The sequence below is a fragment of the Streptomyces sp. SKN60 genome (assembly GCF_026236535.1).
Taxonomy (GTDB): Bacteria; Actinomycetota; Actinomycetes; order Streptomycetales; family Streptomycetaceae; genus Streptomyces.
On record NZ_JAHTMW010000011.1, the window covers coordinates 278,203 to 298,681 of the forward strand.

General features: G+C 70.2%; 13 protein-coding genes. 2 read left to right on the top strand and 11 right to left on the bottom strand.

The window, feature by feature from the left end:
- Positions 1-72: 72 nt before the first annotated feature.
- From KV205_RS20635 to KV205_RS20655, 5 genes are all read right to left on the bottom strand, one after another.
- Entirely contained in the window at positions 73-2,040 is a 1,968-nt protein-coding gene (locus KV205_RS20635; RefSeq protein ID WP_265865935.1) for a beta-galactosidase, read from the bottom strand.
- On the bottom strand, positions 2,040-4,271 hold the full coding sequence (locus tag KV205_RS20640) for an exo-alpha-sialidase (RefSeq protein ID WP_265865936.1): 2,232 nt from the start codon (positions 4,269-4,271) through the stop codon (positions 2,040-2,042). The genes KV205_RS20635 and KV205_RS20640 overlap by 1 nt, the downstream gene beginning before the upstream one ends.
- Positions 4,272-4,375: 104 nt before the next feature.
- A complete protein-coding gene (locus KV205_RS20645; protein WP_265865937.1) occupies positions 4,376-5,302 on the bottom strand; it encodes a carbohydrate ABC transporter permease in 927 nt (308 codons plus the stop codon).
- Positions 5,299-6,396 (bottom strand): sugar ABC transporter permease, encoded by a 1,098-nt coding sequence (locus KV205_RS20650; RefSeq protein ID WP_265865938.1) that lies wholly within the window; start codon positions 6,394-6,396, stop codon positions 5,299-5,301. The genes KV205_RS20645 and KV205_RS20650 overlap by 4 nt, the downstream gene beginning before the upstream one ends.
- Positions 6,396-8,072, bottom strand: a complete 1,677-nt coding sequence (locus tag KV205_RS20655; protein WP_265865940.1) for an extracellular solute-binding protein — start codon at positions 8,070-8,072, stop codon at positions 6,396-6,398. The genes KV205_RS20650 and KV205_RS20655 overlap by 1 nt, the downstream gene beginning before the upstream one ends.
- Before the next feature lie 334 nt (positions 8,073-8,406).
- On the opposite strand from KV205_RS20655, the gene KV205_RS20660 reads away from it, so the two are divergent.
- Entirely contained in the window at positions 8,407-11,271 is a 2,865-nt protein-coding gene (locus KV205_RS20660) for a glycoside hydrolase family 3 C-terminal domain-containing protein (protein ID WP_265865941.1), read from the top strand.
- Positions 11,272-11,483: 212 nt separating this feature from the next.
- A complete protein-coding gene (gene yicI / locus KV205_RS20665; protein ID WP_265865942.1) occupies positions 11,484-13,766 on the top strand; it encodes an alpha-xylosidase in 2,283 nt (760 codons plus the stop codon).
- 109 nt (positions 13,767-13,875) lie between these two features.
- Here yicI and KV205_RS20670 read toward each other — a convergent pair whose 3' ends face one another.
- Genes KV205_RS20670 through KV205_RS20695 form a run of 6 tightly spaced genes read right to left on the bottom strand, consistent with a single transcriptional unit; the run spans position 13,876 to position 20,425 of the window.
- Positions 13,876-15,354 (bottom strand): non-reducing end alpha-L-arabinofuranosidase family hydrolase, encoded by a 1,479-nt coding sequence (locus KV205_RS20670; RefSeq protein WP_265865944.1) that lies wholly within the window; start codon positions 15,352-15,354, stop codon positions 13,876-13,878.
- A complete protein-coding gene (locus KV205_RS20675; protein WP_374214701.1) occupies positions 15,354-16,097 on the bottom strand; it encodes a cupin domain-containing protein in 744 nt (247 codons plus the stop codon). Before KV205_RS20675 ends, KV205_RS20670 begins: the two co-directional genes overlap by 1 nt.
- Positions 16,094-16,954: a PmoA family protein gene (locus KV205_RS20680; RefSeq protein ID WP_265865946.1), complete on the bottom strand. Its 861-nt coding sequence runs from the start codon at positions 16,952-16,954 to the stop codon at positions 16,094-16,096. The genes KV205_RS20675 and KV205_RS20680 overlap by 4 nt, the downstream gene beginning before the upstream one ends.
- The gene (locus KV205_RS20685) at positions 16,951-17,997 is read right to left on the bottom strand and encodes a Gfo/Idh/MocA family protein (protein ID WP_265865947.1); all 1,047 of its coding nucleotides are present in this window, start codon (positions 17,995-17,997) and stop codon (positions 16,951-16,953) included. Before KV205_RS20685 ends, KV205_RS20680 begins: the two co-directional genes overlap by 4 nt.
- Entirely contained in the window at positions 17,994-19,028 is a 1,035-nt protein-coding gene (locus tag KV205_RS20690) for an endo-1,4-beta-xylanase (protein ID WP_265865970.1), read from the bottom strand. The genes KV205_RS20685 and KV205_RS20690 overlap by 4 nt, the downstream gene beginning before the upstream one ends.
- Positions 19,029-19,060: 32 nt before the next feature.
- The gene (locus KV205_RS20695; protein ID WP_265865949.1) at positions 19,061-20,425 is read right to left on the bottom strand and encodes a glycoside hydrolase; all 1,365 of its coding nucleotides are present in this window, start codon (positions 20,423-20,425) and stop codon (positions 19,061-19,063) included.
- Positions 20,426-20,479 lie beyond the last annotated feature (54 nt).

Genomic DNA, 20,479 nt, shown 5'->3' on the forward strand with positions numbered 1-20,479 from the left:
GGAATTGTGGGGGGTACTACCACGCCCCCTGGCTGAGGACGTTCTCCTCTCCGGGGACGAGATCGACAGCGGTCATGGCCGGAGCACGGCCACGCCGTAGCGGCCGAGGGTGACCCGGTCGGTGACGGCCGTCGCCGTGAGGAGATCGTGGTGAGTGCCGGGCACCTCGACGGTCACCGGCTCGCGGCCGTGGTTGAGCACGAACAGCAGCTCGCCCCGGCGGACGGCCTCGACCTGCTCGGGGAGGCCGTCGAGCACCGGCCGGACGCCCGCGGCGGAGGCGATCCGGGCCAGCAGGTCGCGCAGCGCCTCCGGCTCCGGGAGCGTGGAGACGTACCAGGCCCGGCCCTTGCGCAGGACGGCGGGCAGTCCGTCGAGTTCACCGCCTTTGTACGGCACGGTCTCGTCGGCGGAACCGTCGGCCTCCAGCTCCTCCGACCACAGGGACGCACTGAAGCCCTCGCAGGTGACCGTCTCCCCCACGTCCAGCGGCCACCACTCGTGCAGGGTGCGGATGCCGAACAGCTCTCGCAGCCGGGGATCCATGCCACCGGGGCGGACCCGGTCGTCCTCGTCGGCGACGCCGGTCTGGAAGCCGCAGACGAGGGTGCCGCCCCTGCGGACATGGGCGAGGAGCTGGTCGATCGCCGCGTCGGTGAGGGCGTAGAGCTGCGGCACGACGACCACGGAGTACGGCGTCAGGTCGTGCTCGGGGTGGGCGAAGTCGGTGGTGAGGTGCGCCTGCCAGAGAGCTCGGTGCCAGGCGCGCAGGACGTCCGGGTAGTCCACCTGGCCGGACAGGCGGCCGTCCTGGGCGCCGGCCCACCAGGCGTGCCAGTCATGCAGGATCGCGATGTCCGCGGGGATGGTCCGGCCGGTCGTCTCGGCGGCGATCCGCTCCAGCTCCGCGCCGAGCCGCTTGACCTCCTGGTACGTCCGGCCCTCCTCACCGGCGTGGCTGACCATGCCGGAGTGGAACTTCTCCGCGCCCTGCCGGGACTGCCGCCACTGGAAGTAGCAGACGCCGTCGGCCCCCCGGGCCACGGCCTGCAGGGACCAGAGCCGGTTGAGGCCGCGCGGCTTGGGGTGGTTCACGCCCCGCCAGTTGACGGGCCCGGCGGCCTGCTCCATGAGCATCCACGGCCCGCGCGCCTGGGAGCGGGTCATGTCCTGGACGAGGGCACCGCTCTGGGCGCCCAGCGGATCGCGCGGATCCGGGTAGATGTCGACGGAGACGACGTCCTCCTCCTCGGCCCAGCGCCAGGCGTCCTGGCCCGTCCACAGCGGCATGAAGTTGCTGGTGACCGGGATGTCGGGGGTGTGGCGGCGGACGATGTCCCGCTCGGCGACGTAGCACTCCAGGAGCATGTCGGAGGTGAAGCGCCTGAAGTCGAGCACCTGGGTGGGGTTGCGCATGTAGTGGGGCAGCCGGGGCGGCAGGATGCCGTCCCAGGTGTCGTAACCCTGGCTCCAGAAGGCCGTGCCCCAGGCCTCGTTGAGGGCCCCGAGGGTGCCGTACTTCTCGCGCAGCCAGCGGCGGAAGGCTGCCGCGGCCTCGTCGCCGTAGTCGAAGGTGCAGTACTCGTTGTTGATGTGCCACATCGTCAGCGCCGGGTGGCCGGCGTAGTGGGCGGCGAGGTCCTCGGTGATGGCGGCGGCGTAGCGCCGATAGGTGGCGCTGGAGTGCGAGAAGTGCTGCCGGCCGCCCCACCACTCGGTGCGGCCGTCCTCGGTGACGGGCAGGGTGTCCGGGTGCAGTCGGCCCATCCAGGGCGGGGGCGAGGAGGTCGGGGTGGCGAGGACGACGCCGATGCCGTTGTCGTGCATCAGATCCATCAGCGTGTCCAGCCGACCGAACTCCCGTGCGCCCGGCTCCGGTTCCAGCGTCGACCAGGAGAAGACGCCGAGGGTGACCGAGTTGACCCCGGCCGCCTTCATCAGCCGGACGTCCTCGCGCCAGGTCTCCTCGGGCCACTGCTCCGGGTTGTAGTCGCCGCCGAAGAGAAGGCGGCCGCGGGTCACGTCGCTCAGGCCGGGCATCAGACGGGCTCCCCGTACTGCACGCCGCGCCCGTTGGTGCCGAGGTAGACCCGGCCGTACACGCGCGGATCGCCGGTCACGGCCCGGCCGGTCCAGCCCCACTGGTGCTGGTCGTCGTTGATCCGCACCCAGCTCTTCGCCTCGTCGTCGGAGCGGTGGACGGCGTTGAAGCCCTCGGTCGCGCCGACCAGGTAGATCGCCGGGTAGGCGGCGTCCGGGGCGGCCTTGCCGAAGCCCAGGGTGTGCGAGGACCGGCAGCTGCCGACCTTGGCGAAGGTGGCGCCGCCGTCGGTGGAGCGGTACAGCCCGGCCTCCTTCGCGCTGAGCCACAGATCACCGGAGCGTCCCGGTGCCGCGGTCAGCTGGAACTGCGGGTCGCCCGAGGGCAGGCCGGTGGCCGTGGCGGTGAAGGTGAGGCCGCTGTCGGTGCTGGCGTGGACCGTGCCGGCGGTCGTCTCGTAGGCGTAGAAGCGCGTCGGGTCCATGGGGTCCGCGACCAGGACGGCGCCCTTCGGGACGGAGGTGGCCTCGGACCAGGTGGCGCCGTTGTCCGTCGAGCGGTACGCCGGGTTGACGGTGCCGTTCGAGGACCCGAGGGACCACAGAAGCACACTGCCGTCGGCGTTGGTGACGATCGGGCCGGGCGCGTCCTTGGCGGCGGCCGGCTGTGACGCGAAGGGCGACCAGGTCTGTCCGCCGTCGTTCGACCAGGCGCCGTTGGCGCTCCCGCTCCAGCCGGTGCGCACGACGTACGAGGGTCGGGCCGCGGCCTGGGCGAGTCCCGTGGTCGAACCGAACACGGGGTTCGACGCCATGCCGCGCGAGGGGGATGCCGTGAGCGACTCGTGGTACATCACGCCGATGTCGCCGTTGCCGCCGATCAGATGCGCCTCTCCGACCGGCGGCGAGATCAGATGGATGATGGCGGTCTCCTCCAGGCCGCGGATCTGCGGCGCCCAGTGCCTGAGGTCGCGCGTGCCGTACAGGGTCGCGCCGGTGCCGTAGACGACGTGCCCGGAGTCGAACGGGTCGAGGCCGAGGGCCTGGATCCACCAGCCGAACTTGGGCTTGTCGGCTCCCCACTTGAGGTAGGGGGTCTCGGAGACGTCGAGGACGGCCTGGTCCTTCAGGGACGTCCAGGTGCGGCCGCCGTCGGTGGAACGGAAGAGGGTGTCGACCTCGGCCCAGCGGTTGTTGGTGGACACGACGAGTGTCCCGGGCCGACGGGCGTCGACGGCGACGCCGCCGTAGCCGAAGGCGTCGGTCCCGCCGTCGCTCGTCGTCCCGCCGGGCTTCACCGGGGTGACCTCGGTCCACTTCCCGTTCGTCGTCAGCAGCTTGTGCACGCTGCCGTCGGACTGACCGTTGGGGCCGGGGGCGTTGGCGTACGTCACGTACAGCTCGCGGGTCATGCGGTCGTACGCGGCGCGGATCGGCACCGTCGCGGCGGTTCCGGCCGGCTGCCCGGGGACGGGCTCCCAGGTCCTTCCGTCGGACGTGCGGTACAGGTTGGGGCGGTCGGCGTCGCCGCCGGAGTCGCCCCAGCCGGCGTAGACGGTACGGCCCGCGGCGACCAGGAGGGTGATGCCCTGGCCGGTGGCGCTCGGGGCGGCCGGGAAGTCCGCGGACTGCCACGTGGCGCCTCGGTCCGTCGACTTGAGCAGCCCGTCGTGCCGGGTGCCGAGCCACAGCGTGTCGCAGTTCCGCGGGTCGACCAGAAGCCGTTCACCGCATCCGCGCCCGTCCTCGTTGGCTCCGAGCTTCACGGTGAGGTCCGTGCGCTCCCAGGTGGCACCCCGATCCTCGGACCGCAGCACGGCCCCGTTGCCGGCCCAGGGCTGCGTGTACGTGCCGAGGGCCAGGTACAGCCGGTTCGGGTGGGCCGGGTCGACGGCCATGGCCTCGACGCCGAGGAGGTTCCAGTCGTCCCACCCGAGGTGGTCGGTGAGCGGGATCCAGCGGTCGGTGCCGTCGTCCCAGCGGTAGGCGCCCCCGATGTCGGTCCTGGCGTAGGCGAGCCCTCGTACCGAGGGGTGGAACAGCACCCCGCTGATGAACCCGGTGCCGCCCATGGCGGCGGTGCGCCACCGGTAGCCGCTCTCGGCGGCGGCCGAGGGGGCGGCCGAGGCGGCGGCCTGCGCCTGCCCCGACACCGCGGGCAGGGAGACGACCGCGGCGGCGGCCGCGGAACCGGCGAGAACGGAGCGCCTGCTGATGTGGAACGTGCTCATGACATACCTCGATCCTGAGACGAAAGGGGGGAGATCGAGCGGTGATCAGAGGTGCGGGGCCGTGTCGACGCGCGGCTCCGCCGCGTGGGCGCGACCAGCGGGCGTCAGCCCTTGATGGCGCCCGTGAGCATGCCCTTCTTGAAGTGCCGCTGGACGAACGGGGAGGCCACCGCGACCGGGATCAGCGCGAGGACCATGACGGCCATCTGCAGTCCCAGGGAGGAGAGTTGGCCGGTGCGGACCGCCTGCTGGAGGCCGGTCGGCGCCTCGGTGTTCTTCTGGACCAGTTGGATGAGCACGTTCTGCAGCGGCATCATCGACTGGTCGCTGAGGTAGATGGACGCGTTGAACCAGGCACTCCAGTACCCGACCGCGTAGAACAGCGAGATGACGGCCAGCACCGCGCGCGACAGCGGCATGATGATGGTCAGCAGGATGCGCAGGTCACTGGCCCCGTCGATGCGGGCGGAGTCGATGAGTTCGGGTGAGATCCCCATGAAGAAGGCCCGCAGGACGAGGATGTTGAAGACGCTGACGGCACTCGGCAGGATCAGCGACAGATAGGTGTCGGTGAGCCCCAGCGACTGCACCAGAAGGTACGTCGGAATGAGGCCGGCCCCGAAGAACATGGTGGCCATGATGGCCATCAGGAAGAACCGGTGGCCCAGGCTCCCCGGCCGCGACAGGCCGTAGGCCGCAAGCACCGACACCGTCATCGAGAACAGCGTGCCGACGAGCGTGACACCGAGCGAGACCATGATGGCCCGGCTGACCTGGCCACCGCTGAGCAGTTCCGTGTAGTTGACGAAGGTGATGCCCTGGGGGATCACGACGAGGCCGCCGACCTCGTCGATCACGGGCTTCGGGGAGAGGCTGGTGATGATCACGATCCACAGCGGGCCGAGCACCCCGAGACAGCAGAGCACGAGGAAGCCGCCCTTGGCGGTGAGTCCCGCCTTGCTCGGCGGCTCCTCCCACACAGGGCGGGCGGGAGCCTTGAGGCTGCGGATGAGCTGCGTGTTGAGGCTCACTTCTGGTACACCCCCTGCTCGCCCAGCAGGTGCGCGAACTTGTTCGCGCCCAGGACGAGACAGACTCCGATGAGTCCCTTGGCCAGGCCGACCGCGGCCGCGTAGCTGAAGTCGCCGTTCTGGATGCCCATGTTCCATACGTAGGTGTCGAGGACCTCGCTGGCCCCCGCGCCGACCGCGTACCGCTGGAGCAGAAACTGCTCGAATCCGACGCTCAGCGCGTCGCCCACCCTGAGGACGAGGAGCAGGGCGATCACCGGGCGCAGCGCGGGCAGCGTGACGTGCCACATGCGTCGCCAGCGCCCCGCGCCGTCCATGGCGGCGGCCTCGTACAGGTCGGTGCTGACGGCGGACAGCGCGGCGAGGAAGACGATGATCCCCCAGCCGGCGTCCTTCCACACCGCCTGTGCGGTGACCAGAAACTTGAAGAGGTCCGCGTCGGTCATCAGGTCGAAGCCGCTCCACCCGTGCTTCTCGAGGGTCTGCGCGATGATGCCCGCGCCGCCGAGGATCTGCTGGAACACGGTGACCACGAGGACCCACGAGAAGAAGTGCGGCAGATACATGATCGCCTGCGCCACGGCCCGTACCCGGGGACGGATCACGCTGTTGATGACCAGCGCGAGGGCGATGGGGACGGGGAAGAACAGCACCAGTTGGAGCACGAACAGGACGATGGTGTTCTTCGTGGCGCTCCAGAACAGCGGGTCGTCGAGCATCCGGGAGAACTGCTCCACGCCCACCCACGGGCTGTGGAGCATCGCGGTGATGCCGTTGCTGGAGACGTACGGGTCGTAGTCCTGGAAGGCGACGACGTTGCCGAGCAGCGGGACGTAGTTGAAGAGCAGGAGCAGGGCGATGACGGGCGACGTCATCAGGATGAGCGCGCGGTCGCGGCGCCAGCGGACCCGGAAGGGGACCTTGCCCAGCTTGCCCGCCCTGCCGGACCTGCCGGCCCTGCCGGACCTGCTGGCCCTGCCGGACCTGCGCGGCACGCTCTCCTTCCCGGTGGCCGCGGCGACCGCTGCCCTCGGCTCCTCGACGGCCGCGGTCGGCCGCGTCCCGTCGGGCCTGCTCCCTGCCGTGAGGGACATCAGTTGCCGCTGCCGTTCTTGTCGAGGAGCTCCTTGTACCAGTCGCGCAGCTTGTCGCCGCCGGAGGACTTCCAGGTGGAGATGGCCTGCTGGATGTCGGAGAGCTTCTTGTTGCCGCGTACGAAGTCGATCTCCAGCTGCTCGAACTGGCTGGAGAGGGTGGCGTATCGGGTCGGCTCGACGATGTTCATGCCGTAGGTGGACGTCTTCTTGACGAAGGCGCCCTGCCGCTGCTGCCACTCGACCTGCTTGCGGGCGATCTCGGGGAGGTCGGGGTGGGCCACGTAGGGTGCCGGAGCCGCCAGCATCACCCAGGCGTTGTTCACTTCCTGGATGCCCCGGTCGTTCTTGACCGGGACGCCGCCCCTGACCGTGTAGTGGGTGCCCTCGACGCCGTACTCGACGAACATCCGCTCCTTGGTGCCGTACGGCGCGGCCGCGAAGTTGGCGGCGGCCAGCGCGTTCTCGACCGTCTCCTTCGAGGCGCCCTTGCGGATCATCGACCAGATGGTGGCGGGCGGGCCGGCATACAGCGTCGGGTTGCCGCCGTCGGCACCGAAGTAGTCCATGCCCTCGATCTGGAAGTCCGGGTTGGACTGGGCCTGTTCGGCGGTCTTGCCGTACCAGGAGGACATGTCGTTGTTGTAGACCAGGATCTGTCCGGAGCTGAACCGCTGGCTGGGATCGCCCGTGATTGCCTTGTCGTCGGGATGGACGACGCCGGCAGCGAACAGCTTGCGGACCCACTCCAGATGTTCGAGGTACTCGGGATGTTCGATGCGGTACGTCAGCTTGCCGTCGTCCCCGATGTTCCAGCCGAGCGTCCCGGCAGGCTGGAGACCGAAGATGGCCGCCGCCGACCACCTCATGTCGCCACAGGCCCACACCTTGGCCTTGGCGCTGGTGGCCTCCTTGGCCCAGCCGAGGAACTCGTCGGGCGACTTGGGGACGGACCAGCCCTTCTTGTCGAAGATGTCCTTGCGGTAGTAGGGCACGATGCTGGACGCGGGGGCGGCGGGCATCGGGATGCCGCGCAGCGCGCCGCCGAAGAGGGACATGCGCCAGGCGTCGGAGGGGATCGCGGCCAGGTTCGGGTACTTCCTGGCCTTGTCGCCCGCCAGGTAGGGGCCGAGGTCCATGAACTTCGCGGTGACCGCGCTCGCGATCTTGCCGACCAGCTCCCAGCTGGGCACGACCACCATGTCGGGTATGGAGCTGGAGGCGAGTACGGCACCGAGCTTCTCACCGTAGGTCATGCCGTCCTGGTTCTGCCAGGTGACTTTGGTGCCCGCCGCCGCATCGAGGGCCGTGTAGTAGGCGCAGTCGGGCTTCGGCGGGGTGCCCCAGAACGGGGACATGATCTTGAGGGGGGCGCCGGTGCCGAGCTTGTCCGGGACCGAGGTGGCGAGGGCGGCGAGGTCGATCTTGCCGGTGTAGCCGGCCGCCGAGCCGTTCTTCGACGGCAGGTCCGGCTGGGCGAACGTGCTGGCGACATAGGTCGGGATCAGCTTGTCCGCGGCCTTGCCCGACGTGGCGCCCTCTCGCGATCCGCCGCTCTCCGCGTCGCTGCAGGCGGTGAGGAGCGGCATTCCCCCGGCCACCGCTGCGGTGGCGACCGCCGTGGAGGCGAGAAAGCTTCTCCGGCTCAGTCCGGAGGAGGCGGCATTCGGCGTCATTGCGTCAACCCTTCGTGGCGCACCTGGACACCCGGCGGTAGGTCGTCGGCTGCGGTGTCGTGACTGGAACTGGCTGAGCTGAAAACGGACATCCGACCACTGCGACGCGATAAAACAGTCGAAGCGCTTCGATGTTGCAGCGAGGTTAAGTGAACACCCATGGGCGCACAAGGGTCGCTTCCAAGATTCCTCCGAGGGCGGCGGAAAGGCCTTCGCCCATCCCTGTACACCCCGCTCGACGCGATGGTGCTGCTCTCTTGACACTCGCCCTGGGGTCTGATGAGCATCGAAGCGCTTCAAGAGCTCGCGCCGCTCCACCTCAAGGGGATCCCACGTGTCCGCACACACGCCGCACACACCACCGCCTTTCCGCGATCGGCAGCTGCCTTTTGCGAAACGCGTCGACGACCTCCTGTCGCGGCTCACCCTCGACGAGAAGATCGGATTCCTGCACCAGTTCACGCCCGCCGTGGAGCGGCTCGGCCTCGCCGCGTTCCGCACCGGTCAGGAGGCTCTGCACGGCGTGGCCTGGATGGGTCCGGCCACCGTCTTCCCGCAGGCGGTGGGCCTGGACGCGACCTGGAACACGGATCTCGTACGAAGGGTCGGCGAGGCCGTGTCCAAGGAGGTCCGCGCGATGCGCGCCCGCGACGACCGCGTGGGCCTGAACGTCTGGTCCCCGACCGTGAACCTGCTCCGCCACCCTCTGTGGGGCCGCAACGAGGAGGGCTACTCGGAGGACCCGAGGCTCACCTCGGCCATCGCCACCGCCTACACGCACGGCCTGCGCGGCGAGCACCCGACGTACTGGCGCACCGCGCCCGTCCTCAAGCACTGGCTGGCCCACAACAACGAGACGGGCCGTGACGTCACGTCGTCCTCGGTCCGCCCGCGCGTCCTTCACGAATACGACCTGCGCGCCTTCCGCGAGACGGTCGAGGCGGGCGCCGTGGCCGGTGTGATGCCGGCGTACAACCTGGTCAACGGCCGCCCGAACCACGTCTCGCCCTCCCTCCGCGAGCATCTGCGCACCTGGACCGACGAGGAGCTGCTTGTCTGCTCGGACGCGGGCGCGCCCTCCAACCTGGTCGACTCCGAGCACTACTTCGACACCCACGAGGAGGCGACGGCCGCCGCGCTGCGGGCCGGCGTCGACAGCTTCACCGACCACGGCACCGACAGCTCGAAGATCACCGCACGGGTCCGCGGCGCCCTGGAGCAGGGCCTGCTGACCGAGTCGGACGTCGACGCGGCGGTCCGCCGCCAGCTCTCGGTCCGTTTCCGCCTCGGCGAGTTCGACCCGGAGTACGACCCGCACACGCTCACCGCGGCCTTCGACACCCCGGACCACCGGGCCCTCGCGCAAGAGGCGGCCGAGCAGGCGGTGGTGCTGCTCAAGAACAGCGGTGGCCTGCTGCCGCTCGCACCCGGCACCCGGCTCGCGGTGGTCGGCCTGCTCGCCGACGAGTGCAAGCTCGACTGGTACAGCGGCACGCTGCTGCACCGCTGCACGCCGCTGGCGGGCCTGTCCGAGCGGTTCGGAGCCGAGCGCGTGCAGTTCGCGGAGGGCGTGGACCGGATCCTGCTGAAGACCTCGGCCGGAACCTTCCTGCACGTCCCCGCGGCGGACGCCGACGACGAGGTGCCCGGCGCCGAGGGCGCCCTCGACCCGGCCCTGCTCGCGGGCCGGACGGACCTGCCCCCGCTCACCACCGATGCGACGACGGCCACCGAGTTCTCCCTCATCGACTGGGGCGAGGGCGTGCTGACCCTGCGCGCCCCCGACGGCCGCTATCTCTCCGTCGCCGAGGACGGCTTTGTCCGGGCCTCCGCCGACCAGCCCGGAGGCTGGGTCGTCCAGGAGACCTTCCGACTGGAACCGCACGGGAACGGCCACCTCCTTCGGCACATCGCTACGGGTCACCCCCTCTCTGTCGCCGCCGACGGCATGAAGGTTGCCGACGGGAACGGGGAGATCTTCGAGGTCGTCCTCGTCGAGAGCGGCGAGGACGCGGTGGACAGGGTCGCCTCGCAGGCGGACGTGGTGGTGGTGGTCGCGGGCAACGATCCGCACATCAACGGACGCGAGACCGAGGACCGCACGACCCTCGCCCTCCCCGCCCACCAGGAGCGCCTCCTGCGCTCGGCCCGCACCGCCAACCCGAACACGGTGCTTGCGCTGGTCTCGGCGTACCCGTACGCGGTCGATCACGCGGAAGTGCCGGCGCTGCTGTGGACGGCCCATGGCGGCCAGGCGGCCGGCAGCGCCCTGGCCCGGATCCTGGCCGGCGACGTCTCCCCCGCCGGCCGCCTCCCGCAGACTTGGTACGCCGACGACTCCGACCTGCCCGGTCTCCTCGACTACGACGTGATCGGCGGCCGCCAGACGTACCTCTACTTCGAGGGCACGCCTCTCTTCCCGTTCGGCCACGGCCTGTCGTACGCGTCCTTCTGCTACGAAGGCCTCACGACGCACGTCGAGGACGGGACACTGCACGTGTCCTTCACGGTCGCCAACACCGGTGATGTCGTCGCGGACGAGGTCGCCCAGCTCTACACCCGGGCCATGGAGCCGTCGGTCCCGCGGCCCCGCAGGGAACTGGCCGCGCACCGGCGGGTGACGCTCGCGCCCGGCGAGGTCACGGAGATCGCCTTCCGGGTGCCGATGTCGGACTTCGCGTTCTGGGACGTCGCACAGGGACGCCGGCGGGTGGAACCGGGCCCCTACGAGATCCTCGTCGGCGCGTCCAGCGAGGACATCCGCCTGACCCGGACCGTCGACCTCGACGGCGAGCCGTCCGTCCCCCGGCCGGTCATGGTGGGCGGCCTGGACGCGGTGGACTTCGACGACCAGAGCGACACGGAGATCGTGGACCGCGCGAAGAGCTCGGGTGACTCCGTCGCCCCGGTGACCGGCCTGAGGGGCGAGCTGGTGTTCCGTGACTGTGACTTCGGAGAGGGGGCCGCCGGAATCACGGTGGAGGCCGCGGGTGAGGGCACGGTCGAACTCTCACTGGGTGACGGTCCGGTACGTGCGGTGCTCACGCTTTCCCCGGTCGCACCCGGGCCCTACGACTACGCCACGGTGAGCGCCCCCGTCGTCGTGCCGGCCGGTGTGCACGACGTCCGCCTCGGACTGCGTGGCCCGGTGCGACTCGCGCGCGTCGCCTTCGACGGATCATCGAAGCGCTTCACTTGAGAGGCACGGCAGTGAGGGTCTTCTGACGCAACAACAGGGGATGCGGCAATGAAACATACTTCCTTGCCAGCCGTTGGCATCCTATCTTGGGCGATGACAGCGTCGAAGCGCTTCACCAACCGATGGACGCTTACCCGAACGCCCAAGGACAGCTACCACTGGTACCGGGGCCTGATCACCGCGCACCGCGCGCGGACGGAGGAAGCCACCCGATGAAGTTCACCGACGGCTACTGGCTGATGCGTCCCGGAGTGACCGCGCACTACGCCACCGAGGTCGCGGACGTCCGGGCCGACGAGCACTGGGTCACCCTCTACGCGCCGGTGAAGCACGTGCGCGGCCGCGGCGGCATGCTCAACAGCGCGCTGCTGACGGTCGAGTGCTGGTCGCCGGCCGAGGGCGTGATCGGCGTACGCGCCACCCACCACGCCGGCTCGGTGCGCCGGGGGCCGGAGTTCGCACTGCCCGGCGCGCGACCGGATGTGGGAAAGGTGTGCCGGGACGGCGCGGTGGTCGAGCTCGGAGCGGGTGAGCTGACGCTGCGGGTGGACACCTCCCAGCCGTGGCGCCTGGAGTTCTCCGCCGGCGGCCGGGAGCTGACCTCCGTGGGCGAGCGCGGCATCGGCTTCGTCACCGACGCCGCCGGACGGCACCACATGCTGGGCCAACTCGCCCTGGGCGTCGGCGAGCTGGTGTACGGACTCGGTGAGCGTTTCACTCCGTTCGTCAAGAACGGCCAGGTGGTGGACATCTGGCAGGCGGACGGCGGCACGAGCAGCGAGCAGGCGTACAAGAACGTCCCCTTCCACCTGACGAACCGCGGCTACGGGGTCTTCGTCAACCATCCCGGCAAGGTGAGTTACGAGGTCGGCTCCGAGTCGGTCGGCCAGGTCCAGTTCAGCGTCGAGGACCAGTCGCTGGAGTTCTTCGTCGTCCACGGCCCGACCCCGAAGCAGGTCTTGGAGCGTTACACGGCCCTCTCCGGCCGCCCCGCGCTGCCGCCGGCCTGGGCGCTGGGCCTGTGGCTGACGACCTCCTTCACCACCGACTACGACGAGGCCACCGTCAACCGCTTCGTGGGCGGCATGGTCGAACGCGGCATCCCGCTCAGCGTGTTCCACTTCGACTGCTTCTGGATGCGCGGCTACCAGTGGTGCGACTTCGCATGGGACTCCGACACCTTCCCCGACCCGGCCGGCATGCTCACCCGCCTCAAGGAGCAGGGGCTGCGGATCTCCGCCTGGATCAACCCGTACGTCGCGCAGAAGTCGGCGCTGTTCGAGGAGGGCATGCGCGAGGGCCACCTGGTGCGGCGCCCGGACGGCAGCGTGTGGCAGTGGGACCTGTGGCAGCCGGGCATGGCCCTGGTGGACTTCACCGACCCCGCCGCCCGCGACTGGTACACCGACAAGCTCCGCGCCCTCCTCGACATGGGCGTGGACTGCTTCAAGACCGACTTCGGCGAGCGCATCCCCACCGACGTCGTCTGGCACGACGGCTCCGACCCCGAGCGGATGCACAACTACTACACCCACCTCTACAACGAGGCCGTGTTCGAGCTGCTGCGCGAGGTGCGCGGCGAGGGCGAGGCGCTGCTGTTCGCCCGCTCCGCCACCGCCGGCGGCCAGCAGTACCCGGTGCACTGGGGCGGTGACTGCGAGTCCCACTTCAACGCCATGGCCGAGTCACTGCGCGCCGGACTCTCCCTCGGCCTGTCCGGCTTCGGCTTCTGGAGCCACGACATCGGCGGCTTCGAAGGCACCCCGACCCCCACCGTCTTCAAGCGCTGGGTGCAGTTCGGGCTGCTCTCCTCGCACAGCCGGCTGCACGGCAGCAAGTCCTACCGCGTGCCGTGGGACTACGGCGAGGAGGCCGTCGACGTCACCCGCGAGTTCACCCTGCTCAAGCACCGCCTCGCCCCGTACCTCCAGCGCGCCGCGCAGCAGGCGCACGCCACCGGCGTTCCGGTGATGCGCGCGATGGTGCTTGAGTTCCCCGACGACCCGGCCGCGGCCACGCTCGACCGGCAGTACCTGCTCGGCGACGACCTGCTCGTCGCCCCCGTCTTCACCGACGACGGCACGGTCGACTACTACGTACCCGAGGGAACCTGGACGAACATCCTGACCGGCGCCCAGGTCACCGGCCCCCGCTGGGTGCGCGAGCAGCACGGCTTCCACACCCTGCCCCTGCTCGCCCGCCCCGACTCGGTCATCCCGCTCGCCGCGGACGACCAGCGCCCGGTCTCCGCCTGGGCGGACGGTGTCGAACTGCGGGTGCACGCCTTCGCCGACGGCGCCGAGCGCACCGTCGTGATCCCCACCACCGACGGCCCCGGTGAGGCTGCCCGCTTCCACCTGCGCCGCCGTGGCGGCCGCCTGCACGTGACCACCGACAGCCCGCACCCGTGGCAGCTGCGGATCGGCAGCCCGAACGCCACGTCGCACCCCCGCCCGGCCGGCACCTCGGAGGCCGACCTGCCGTACCCGGCCTGAACCCGACAGTCGGGCCGCGGGGCCGCTGCCGACCCGTTCCCGCCGCTACGGCCTCGCCGTCGAACCCCGGCCCGGCTCCGCACAGCGGAGCCGGGCCGGGGTCACGTGGTCAGCGCTGCAGGGTCAGCAGACCGGGCCGGTAGGGCAACAGGCCGTAGTCGCCGCCGACGTTGGGGTCGTGTCCCTGGTAGAGGAGGCGCAGGTTGCAGGGGTCGACCGTGAAGGTCTGATCCGGGCCGGTGCGGAGCAGTTCGCCGTGGCTGATGTCGTCGGTCCAGGTGGCGCCGCTGTTGGCCTTGCCGGCGAAGGGGTTGCTCTCGGTCGCGGCCTGGGGCGTCCACGAGCCGTTCAGGCTGGTGGCCGTGAAGGAGCGGAAGTAGCGCTGCTCCTGGGCGCCCCGCGCCTCGACGATCATGAGGTACTGGTTCTGGTCCTTGAGCTTGTAGACCTGCGGCGCCTCGAAGAGGTTCTTCACCGTGTCGCTCATGACCGTCGTGTACGACGAGCCGAAGCTGCCCGGGAAGTTCCCGATCGGCATGCTCGCCCGGTAGATCTTGCCGTTGTCACCGGCGAAGAACAGGTACATGTTCGTCCCGTCGCCGATGAGCGTCTGGTCGATGGGACCCGTTCCCGGGTCGGGGAGGCTTCCGGAGAAGAGCTCCTGCTCCGCCGACCAGCCGTTCGGGTTGGTGGGGTCGCTCGACGTCCGGTAGGAGAAGGCGGTCCTGCCCCACTGGTAGGCCAGCACCCAGATGTTCTTCGGCGCGAAGTAGAAGAGTGTGGGCGCGACGGCGTTGTTCGACATCGTGTTCTGGCTCGCCGAGGCCATGTCCGACCAGTTGGTGAACAGGCTGAAGTTCATCGAGCCCCAGGCCACCCCCGTCCCCGCGGCGCCGTGCGTCGTCGCGTAGACGAGCTGCTTGCCGTTGTAGGGGGCGACGGTGAAGTCCTTCAGCGAGGCCCATCCCGCCTTGGGCTGCGCCAGCGCGCCCGTCGACGACCAGCGGTACGTCGAGGGCAGGGCGCAGGTGCCGGGAGTGGTGCCGCTGCCGACCTTGACGAGCTGCCACTGCTGGTTGGCGCCGCCCCAGTCGTCGTACTGGACGATGTTCGCGCCGTCGGCGGTGGAGGCGCCCTGCACTTCGAGGGCCTTGCCGCTGTGGCGCGCGATGAGCCTCACGTAGCCGTCCGAGCTGTCGGCCAGCCGCCACTGCTGGTTGGTGCCGTTCAGGTCGGTCCACTGGACGATCGGTGCGCCGTTGGCGGTGGACCTGTTCTGGACGTCCAGCACCTTGCCGGAGTGGCGGGACTTGACGCGGTAGTAGCCGTCGCCGGAGTCGACGAACTGCCATTGCTGCTGGTTCTGGTCGTTCCTGGTCCACTGGGTGATGCGAGCCCCGTCGTTGGTCGCCAGGTTGTAGACGTCCAGGGCCTTGCCGCTGTTGCGGTTGATCAGCACGTACGAGGCGGTGGGGTCGACGGTCGCCGCGGCGGCCGGCTGGGCACCGAGGAGAGTGGCTCCGACCAGCAGGGACGACAGGAACGCGAGTACGAGACCCAGGACCAGGGGTGGATGGCGAAACCTCATCAGAAGAGCTCCTTCGGGGGATGGGGGTGAGGTGCCTCCGACGAACCGCGCGGCGGCGGTGTCGGAGGCACGGGGACGGGATAGGGGTGGAGGAGGCCGCACATGCCGAAGAGCGGGTCCGTCGGGCGCTCCAGTCGCGACACCTCGCCGTGATCGAGGTGGGAGAGGTCTCCGGTCTTCAGAGCTTCCAGTTGGCAGCCGGTCGCGAGGGTCGACGCCAGCGAGCCGTCACGCCAGCGGATCCACCAGGCGTCAAGGAGATCGCTCTTGAGGCGGCAAGCCGCGCTGTGGAACTGCCGCAGCCCGCCTTCGCGCAGGGCCAGGAAGCCGTCGAGCGCCAGGTCGCGGCGGCGGCGCGCCGCCGCCGCGTGGTCGCCGGTCAGGACGGCCGCCGCCTGGTAGGCGTCAGGATCGGCCAGCACGGGTGCGGGGAAGGTGAAGACGGCGTCGCCCGCCTCGGGGAGTCCGCTGTTCTGCATGAGCACCACGAGGCGCAGGCCGCCGGCGTTGACGAGGCGGTGGATCGTGCCGGGGGTGAACCAGACGACGTCGCCGGGGTGCAGCGGGGTGTCGGCGAAGCCGGTGGTGGTGAGGGTCTGGACGCTGCCCTCGCCGCTGATGACGACGTAGGCCTCGGAGCAGACGAGGTGCATGTGGGGCGTTCCCCCGCACAGCCCATCGGCGGCCTCCCAGTCGTACACGGTCAACCCGGAGATCCCGACGCCGCCGGGGAGCGGGGTCACCACGGGTGTTCCACGACGTGGCGGGACAGGCGCGCGGGCGTCCATGCGCCGTCGGCCACGACGATCCGGTAGCGGCGTGACAGGGTGTCGCCCGGGGCCAGCGGCAGCTCCTCCTCGAACGCCAGGGACGGGTTGACGGCGGGGAAGGGCTCCCGGCGGACGAACCAGTGGCAGGGGACTTCCGGATCGTCCAGGAACAGGAGCGTGGAGGAGCGGTCGACCTCGTCGTGCGTGCCGATGAAGGCGAGCCAGTCGCCCTTCTCGCCCATCCCGGGGCCGATCACGTCGCCGCCGGTGAAGTCGCGCGGGCCGCGCCAGAAGAGGCCGGAGTATCCGGCCATTTCCCTCCCCTGTGTGCCGGGGCTGCCGAACGTCAGCGCCGCGTCGTGGACGTTGGTCAGCGCGGTGGTGACCTCCAGGGTCCAGGAGTCGGTCTCGACGTCGCGTGCGGTCAGCGTGCGGCGCTCGTCGATCCAGTGCTCCCCCGCCATCGTGTGCCAGGCCAGGTCCTCGGTGATCACGACGCGGCCGTGGTCCGTTGCGGCGGACACCGCGAGGCTGCGCATCGTGCCGAGGTTGGGCAGGTCGACATAGCCCTGCCCGCGCAGGTAGGTGCCGCCACCCCAGAAGTTCTGCCCCGACACCCAGGACGCCGTGATCTGAATGCCCTTGTGCCAGCGGTGGTCGTGCGGCCGGTACGCCGTGACCACGTCGCCGGCGAGCGTGCGCACCGGATGCAGATAGGGCTTCGGTGCCTCGAAGGGGTCCATGACCGGTCGGTGCACATAGCGGAAGAGGTCGACGTCGCGAGCCCGGACCGTCAGCGAGTCCTCGTTCTCGTGGAGTTCGAAGGTCACCGGAACACCTCCGGGCGTCCGCCGTCGAGTGAGCCGTAGAACGGGTCGGTCGCGTCGATCTCTCCGCGCCGCACCGGCAGGCCGGTGATCGCGGCCTTGTACAAGGCGGTGACGAGTTCCATGGTGGACCTGCCGAGGTCGGGCCGGATCCCCGCCTCGTAGCGGTCCAGGAAGTCGGCCAGCTGGGCGGTGTGCGAGCTGGGCAGGTCGTCCGGCGGCTCCCACTTCGCGTGGGGCGACCTGGCGGTGAACGTCCAGTCCGCGTTGGAGTAGCCGTACAGGTGCCGCAGCTCGACCGTGGCGTCGGTGAGGTCGAAGCGCAGGTAGCTCTCCTCGCGTGGGGAGAGGACGCTGTTGACGACCGTCGCGATGGCTCCGTTCTCGAACCGGACCAGGGCCGCGGACACGTCCTCGGTCTGGACGTCGCGCTCCAGGCGGCCGGCCATCGCGCGCACCTCGGCCCAGGGGCCGAGCACGTCGAGCATCAGGTCCATCTGGTGGATGCCGTGGCCCAGCGTCGGGCCGCCGCCCTCGCTCCGCCAGGTGCCGCGCCAGGGCACGTCGTAGTAGGCGTCGTCGCGGTACCACGCCGTGACGCACTGTGCGACCAGGGAACGACCCAGGGCTCCGCTCGCGATCCGCTCGCGGAGGTACCGGGCCCCCGAGCCGTACCTGTGCTGGAACACCGCGCCGGCGACGGCTGGGCCCTCGGCGGCCTGGATCCGGTCGAGCTCGGCCAGCGACAGGGCCACCGGCTTCTCGCACCACACCCACGCCCCCGACGCCAGGCAGGCCACGGCCTGTTCGGCATGCAGGTACGGCGGCGTGCACAGGTGCACGACGTCCGGACGCTCCTGCCGGAGCATCGTGTGCAGGTCGGTGTGGACCGCGGGGATGCCGTGCTCGGCCGCGAAGGCCTCGGCGCGCAGGGCGTCCACGTCGACGGCCGCCACGATCTCGGCCCGGTGCGCCTGCGCCCGGAGGGCGGGGACGTGGCAGATGCCCGCGATCCCGCCCGTTCCGACGATCGCCGTCCTGATCATCCGCCCAGCACCTTCCGGATCGCGTCATAGGCGGGCTTGGGCGCCAGGTTCTCGTCGTAGGGCAGCGCGGCGCCCTCGCCGGGGAAGACGGCGGGGATCCAGGAGTACTTGTCCGTGTAGTCCCAGATGGTGACGCCGACGCATTTCCTGACCGCCAGGCAGGCCTTGACGTAGTCGGCGTACCAGGTGGCCTGGGTGGCGAGCTTCTCGGGGGTCGCCGGGAGGTTCATCCGGATGTCGAGCTCGGTGACCGCGACCTCGACCCCGAGGTCGGCGAAGCGCTGCATGTTCTGCCGTACGTCGGCGGGGAAGCCGTACTGGAGCGCCAGATGGCCCTGGATGCCGAAGCCGTCCACCGGGACGCCGTCCGCCTTCAACTGCTTGATCAGGGCGTGGTAGGCGTCGCTCTTGGGGCCGATCCCGTCGACGTTGTAGTCGTTGAGGTACAGCTTCGCGTGCGGATCGATCTCGTGGGCCCAGCGCAGGGCGTCGGCGATGTAGCCGGGACCGAGCGTCTTGTAGAAGAGCGATTCGCGGTAGGTGCCGTCCTCGTTGAAGGCCTCGTTGACGACGTCCCAGTGGATCACCCGGCCCTTGAAGTGCCGGACCTCCGTCTGGATGTGGTTCTTGAGGACGGCGCGCAGCTCTTCGGCGGTCCAGCTGCGCTCGGTGAGCCAGGCGGGGAGCTGGTTGTGCCAGACGAGGGTGTGGCCACGGACCTTCTGGTGGTGATCCTTGGCGAAGGTCATGACCTCTTCGGCGGCGGTGAAGTCGAAGACGCCGCGCCGGGGTTCCGTGGTCTCCCACTTCATGGCGTTGCCGGGGGTGGTCTGCCCGAACTCGCTGCCGAGGAGCTTCAGATAGGCGGCGTCGGTGAACTCGGGGTTGTCGGTGGCGGAACCGAAGTACTTGTGGTGCTTCTTGGCCAGTTCGGCGAGCGTCCTGGGACGGTGCTCGGCGCTGGCGGGCGCGGCGGCGAGGCCGGCCGCGAGGCAGGCGACGGCGGACAGGGCGATGAGATGCCGGGGCATGAACATGGATGGCTCCTCGGTGCTGGCGGGGTTCAATCGAGGACGATCGTGGTCAGCGCGCGCGGGGCGAGCTTCGCCGTGAGGGTCGTCCCGCGCGTGGAGACGATGTCGGCCGGGGTGATCGAGCGGGTCTCGTCGGTGACGTAGGCGTCGGGGTGCCGGTCGTGCCCGCCGCGGAGGGTGAAGGCGGCGGAGGTCTCGGTGGTCGCGGTGTTGAGGATCTCGATCACCCGGCTGCCGTCGCGGTTGCGGAAGGCCGTGACCTGGAGTGCCGGGTCCGCGTTCGTGACCGGGACGCGGACGGCGCCGGGACGGATGAACCGGCTGAAGGCGGCCAGTGCCCAGTACCGCTTGGACACCCGGTAGTCGTCACCGGGGTTGGCGAGCTGGATGAGCCCCCGGGTCGCGCCGAGGGACGCACCGGTCCAGTAGACGTAGGCGTTGGCGTTGCCGACGGTCAGGGTGTTCTGGATGTCGGCCGCGACGGTGAGACCGTCGTAGCCGCTGCCGTCGTCCCAGTGCTCGTTCCAGGTGGTGCCGTCCGGCGACCATTCCGACATCCACACGTGCTTGTCGGTGGGCTGCGGGACCGAGGTCGGGCCGCTGTACCGGTGGCCGGTGACGGTCCGTACGGCCTGGTCGGCCGCGGGGTCCGCCTCGATGGCCTCGGTGTAGGCGACCTGCCGGTCCCAGCCCGCGACGTCGCAGCAGACCAGCTGTGTCTTCAGTCCGGACGCGCGGACGGTCGGCCCGAGCACCTTGAGGAAGTCGACGGCCTGCTGCGGGGTGAAGCGCATCGAGGCGTAGGTCGCCGTCCAGTCGGGTTCGTTGGTGAACCCCAGGTCGGTGATCCTGATGCCTTCCCGCTGGTAGAACTTCGCGTACTGGACGAGGTAGTTCGCGTAGGCCTGACGCCATGCGGGCTTCAGCTCGCCGCCGTCGTTCTCGCTGCCGTTGGTCTTCATGAACGCCGGCGCGCTCCAGGCGTCGGCGTAGAACCGTTCGACGCCGTACGCCTTGGCCTCCTTGGCGAGCCAGACCTGGCCGCCGTCCCAGCCGTCCCAGACGTACGTCGGGGTGGCGGCCGGCCCGCCGGGATCGGTCGGCAGGATCGTCGGCATGTGGTCGTAGACCCGGTCGGTCGACGACCCGATGCCCAGGCGCAGGATCGACAGGCCGGCGCCCTTCTCCTTGCTGAGCAGCAGGTCGAGCACCTCGCGCCGCTTGGCGGGGCTGAGGCCGCGCGCACCGTGCAGCAGGTCGGCCCGCTGGAAGGCCATGGAGAAGCCGAAGCCGTCGATGGGCTGGAGTTCGGCGCGGAAGTCGATGCCGGCGCGTACGCCTTCGGCGGGCGGCGGCGCGGGGTCGGCCGCGGCCTGGGATGTTAGCGCTAACATTATGACGGCTGTCAGAGCGGTCAGGCGTTTCACAGGGTCTCCTCGGGGTGGAGG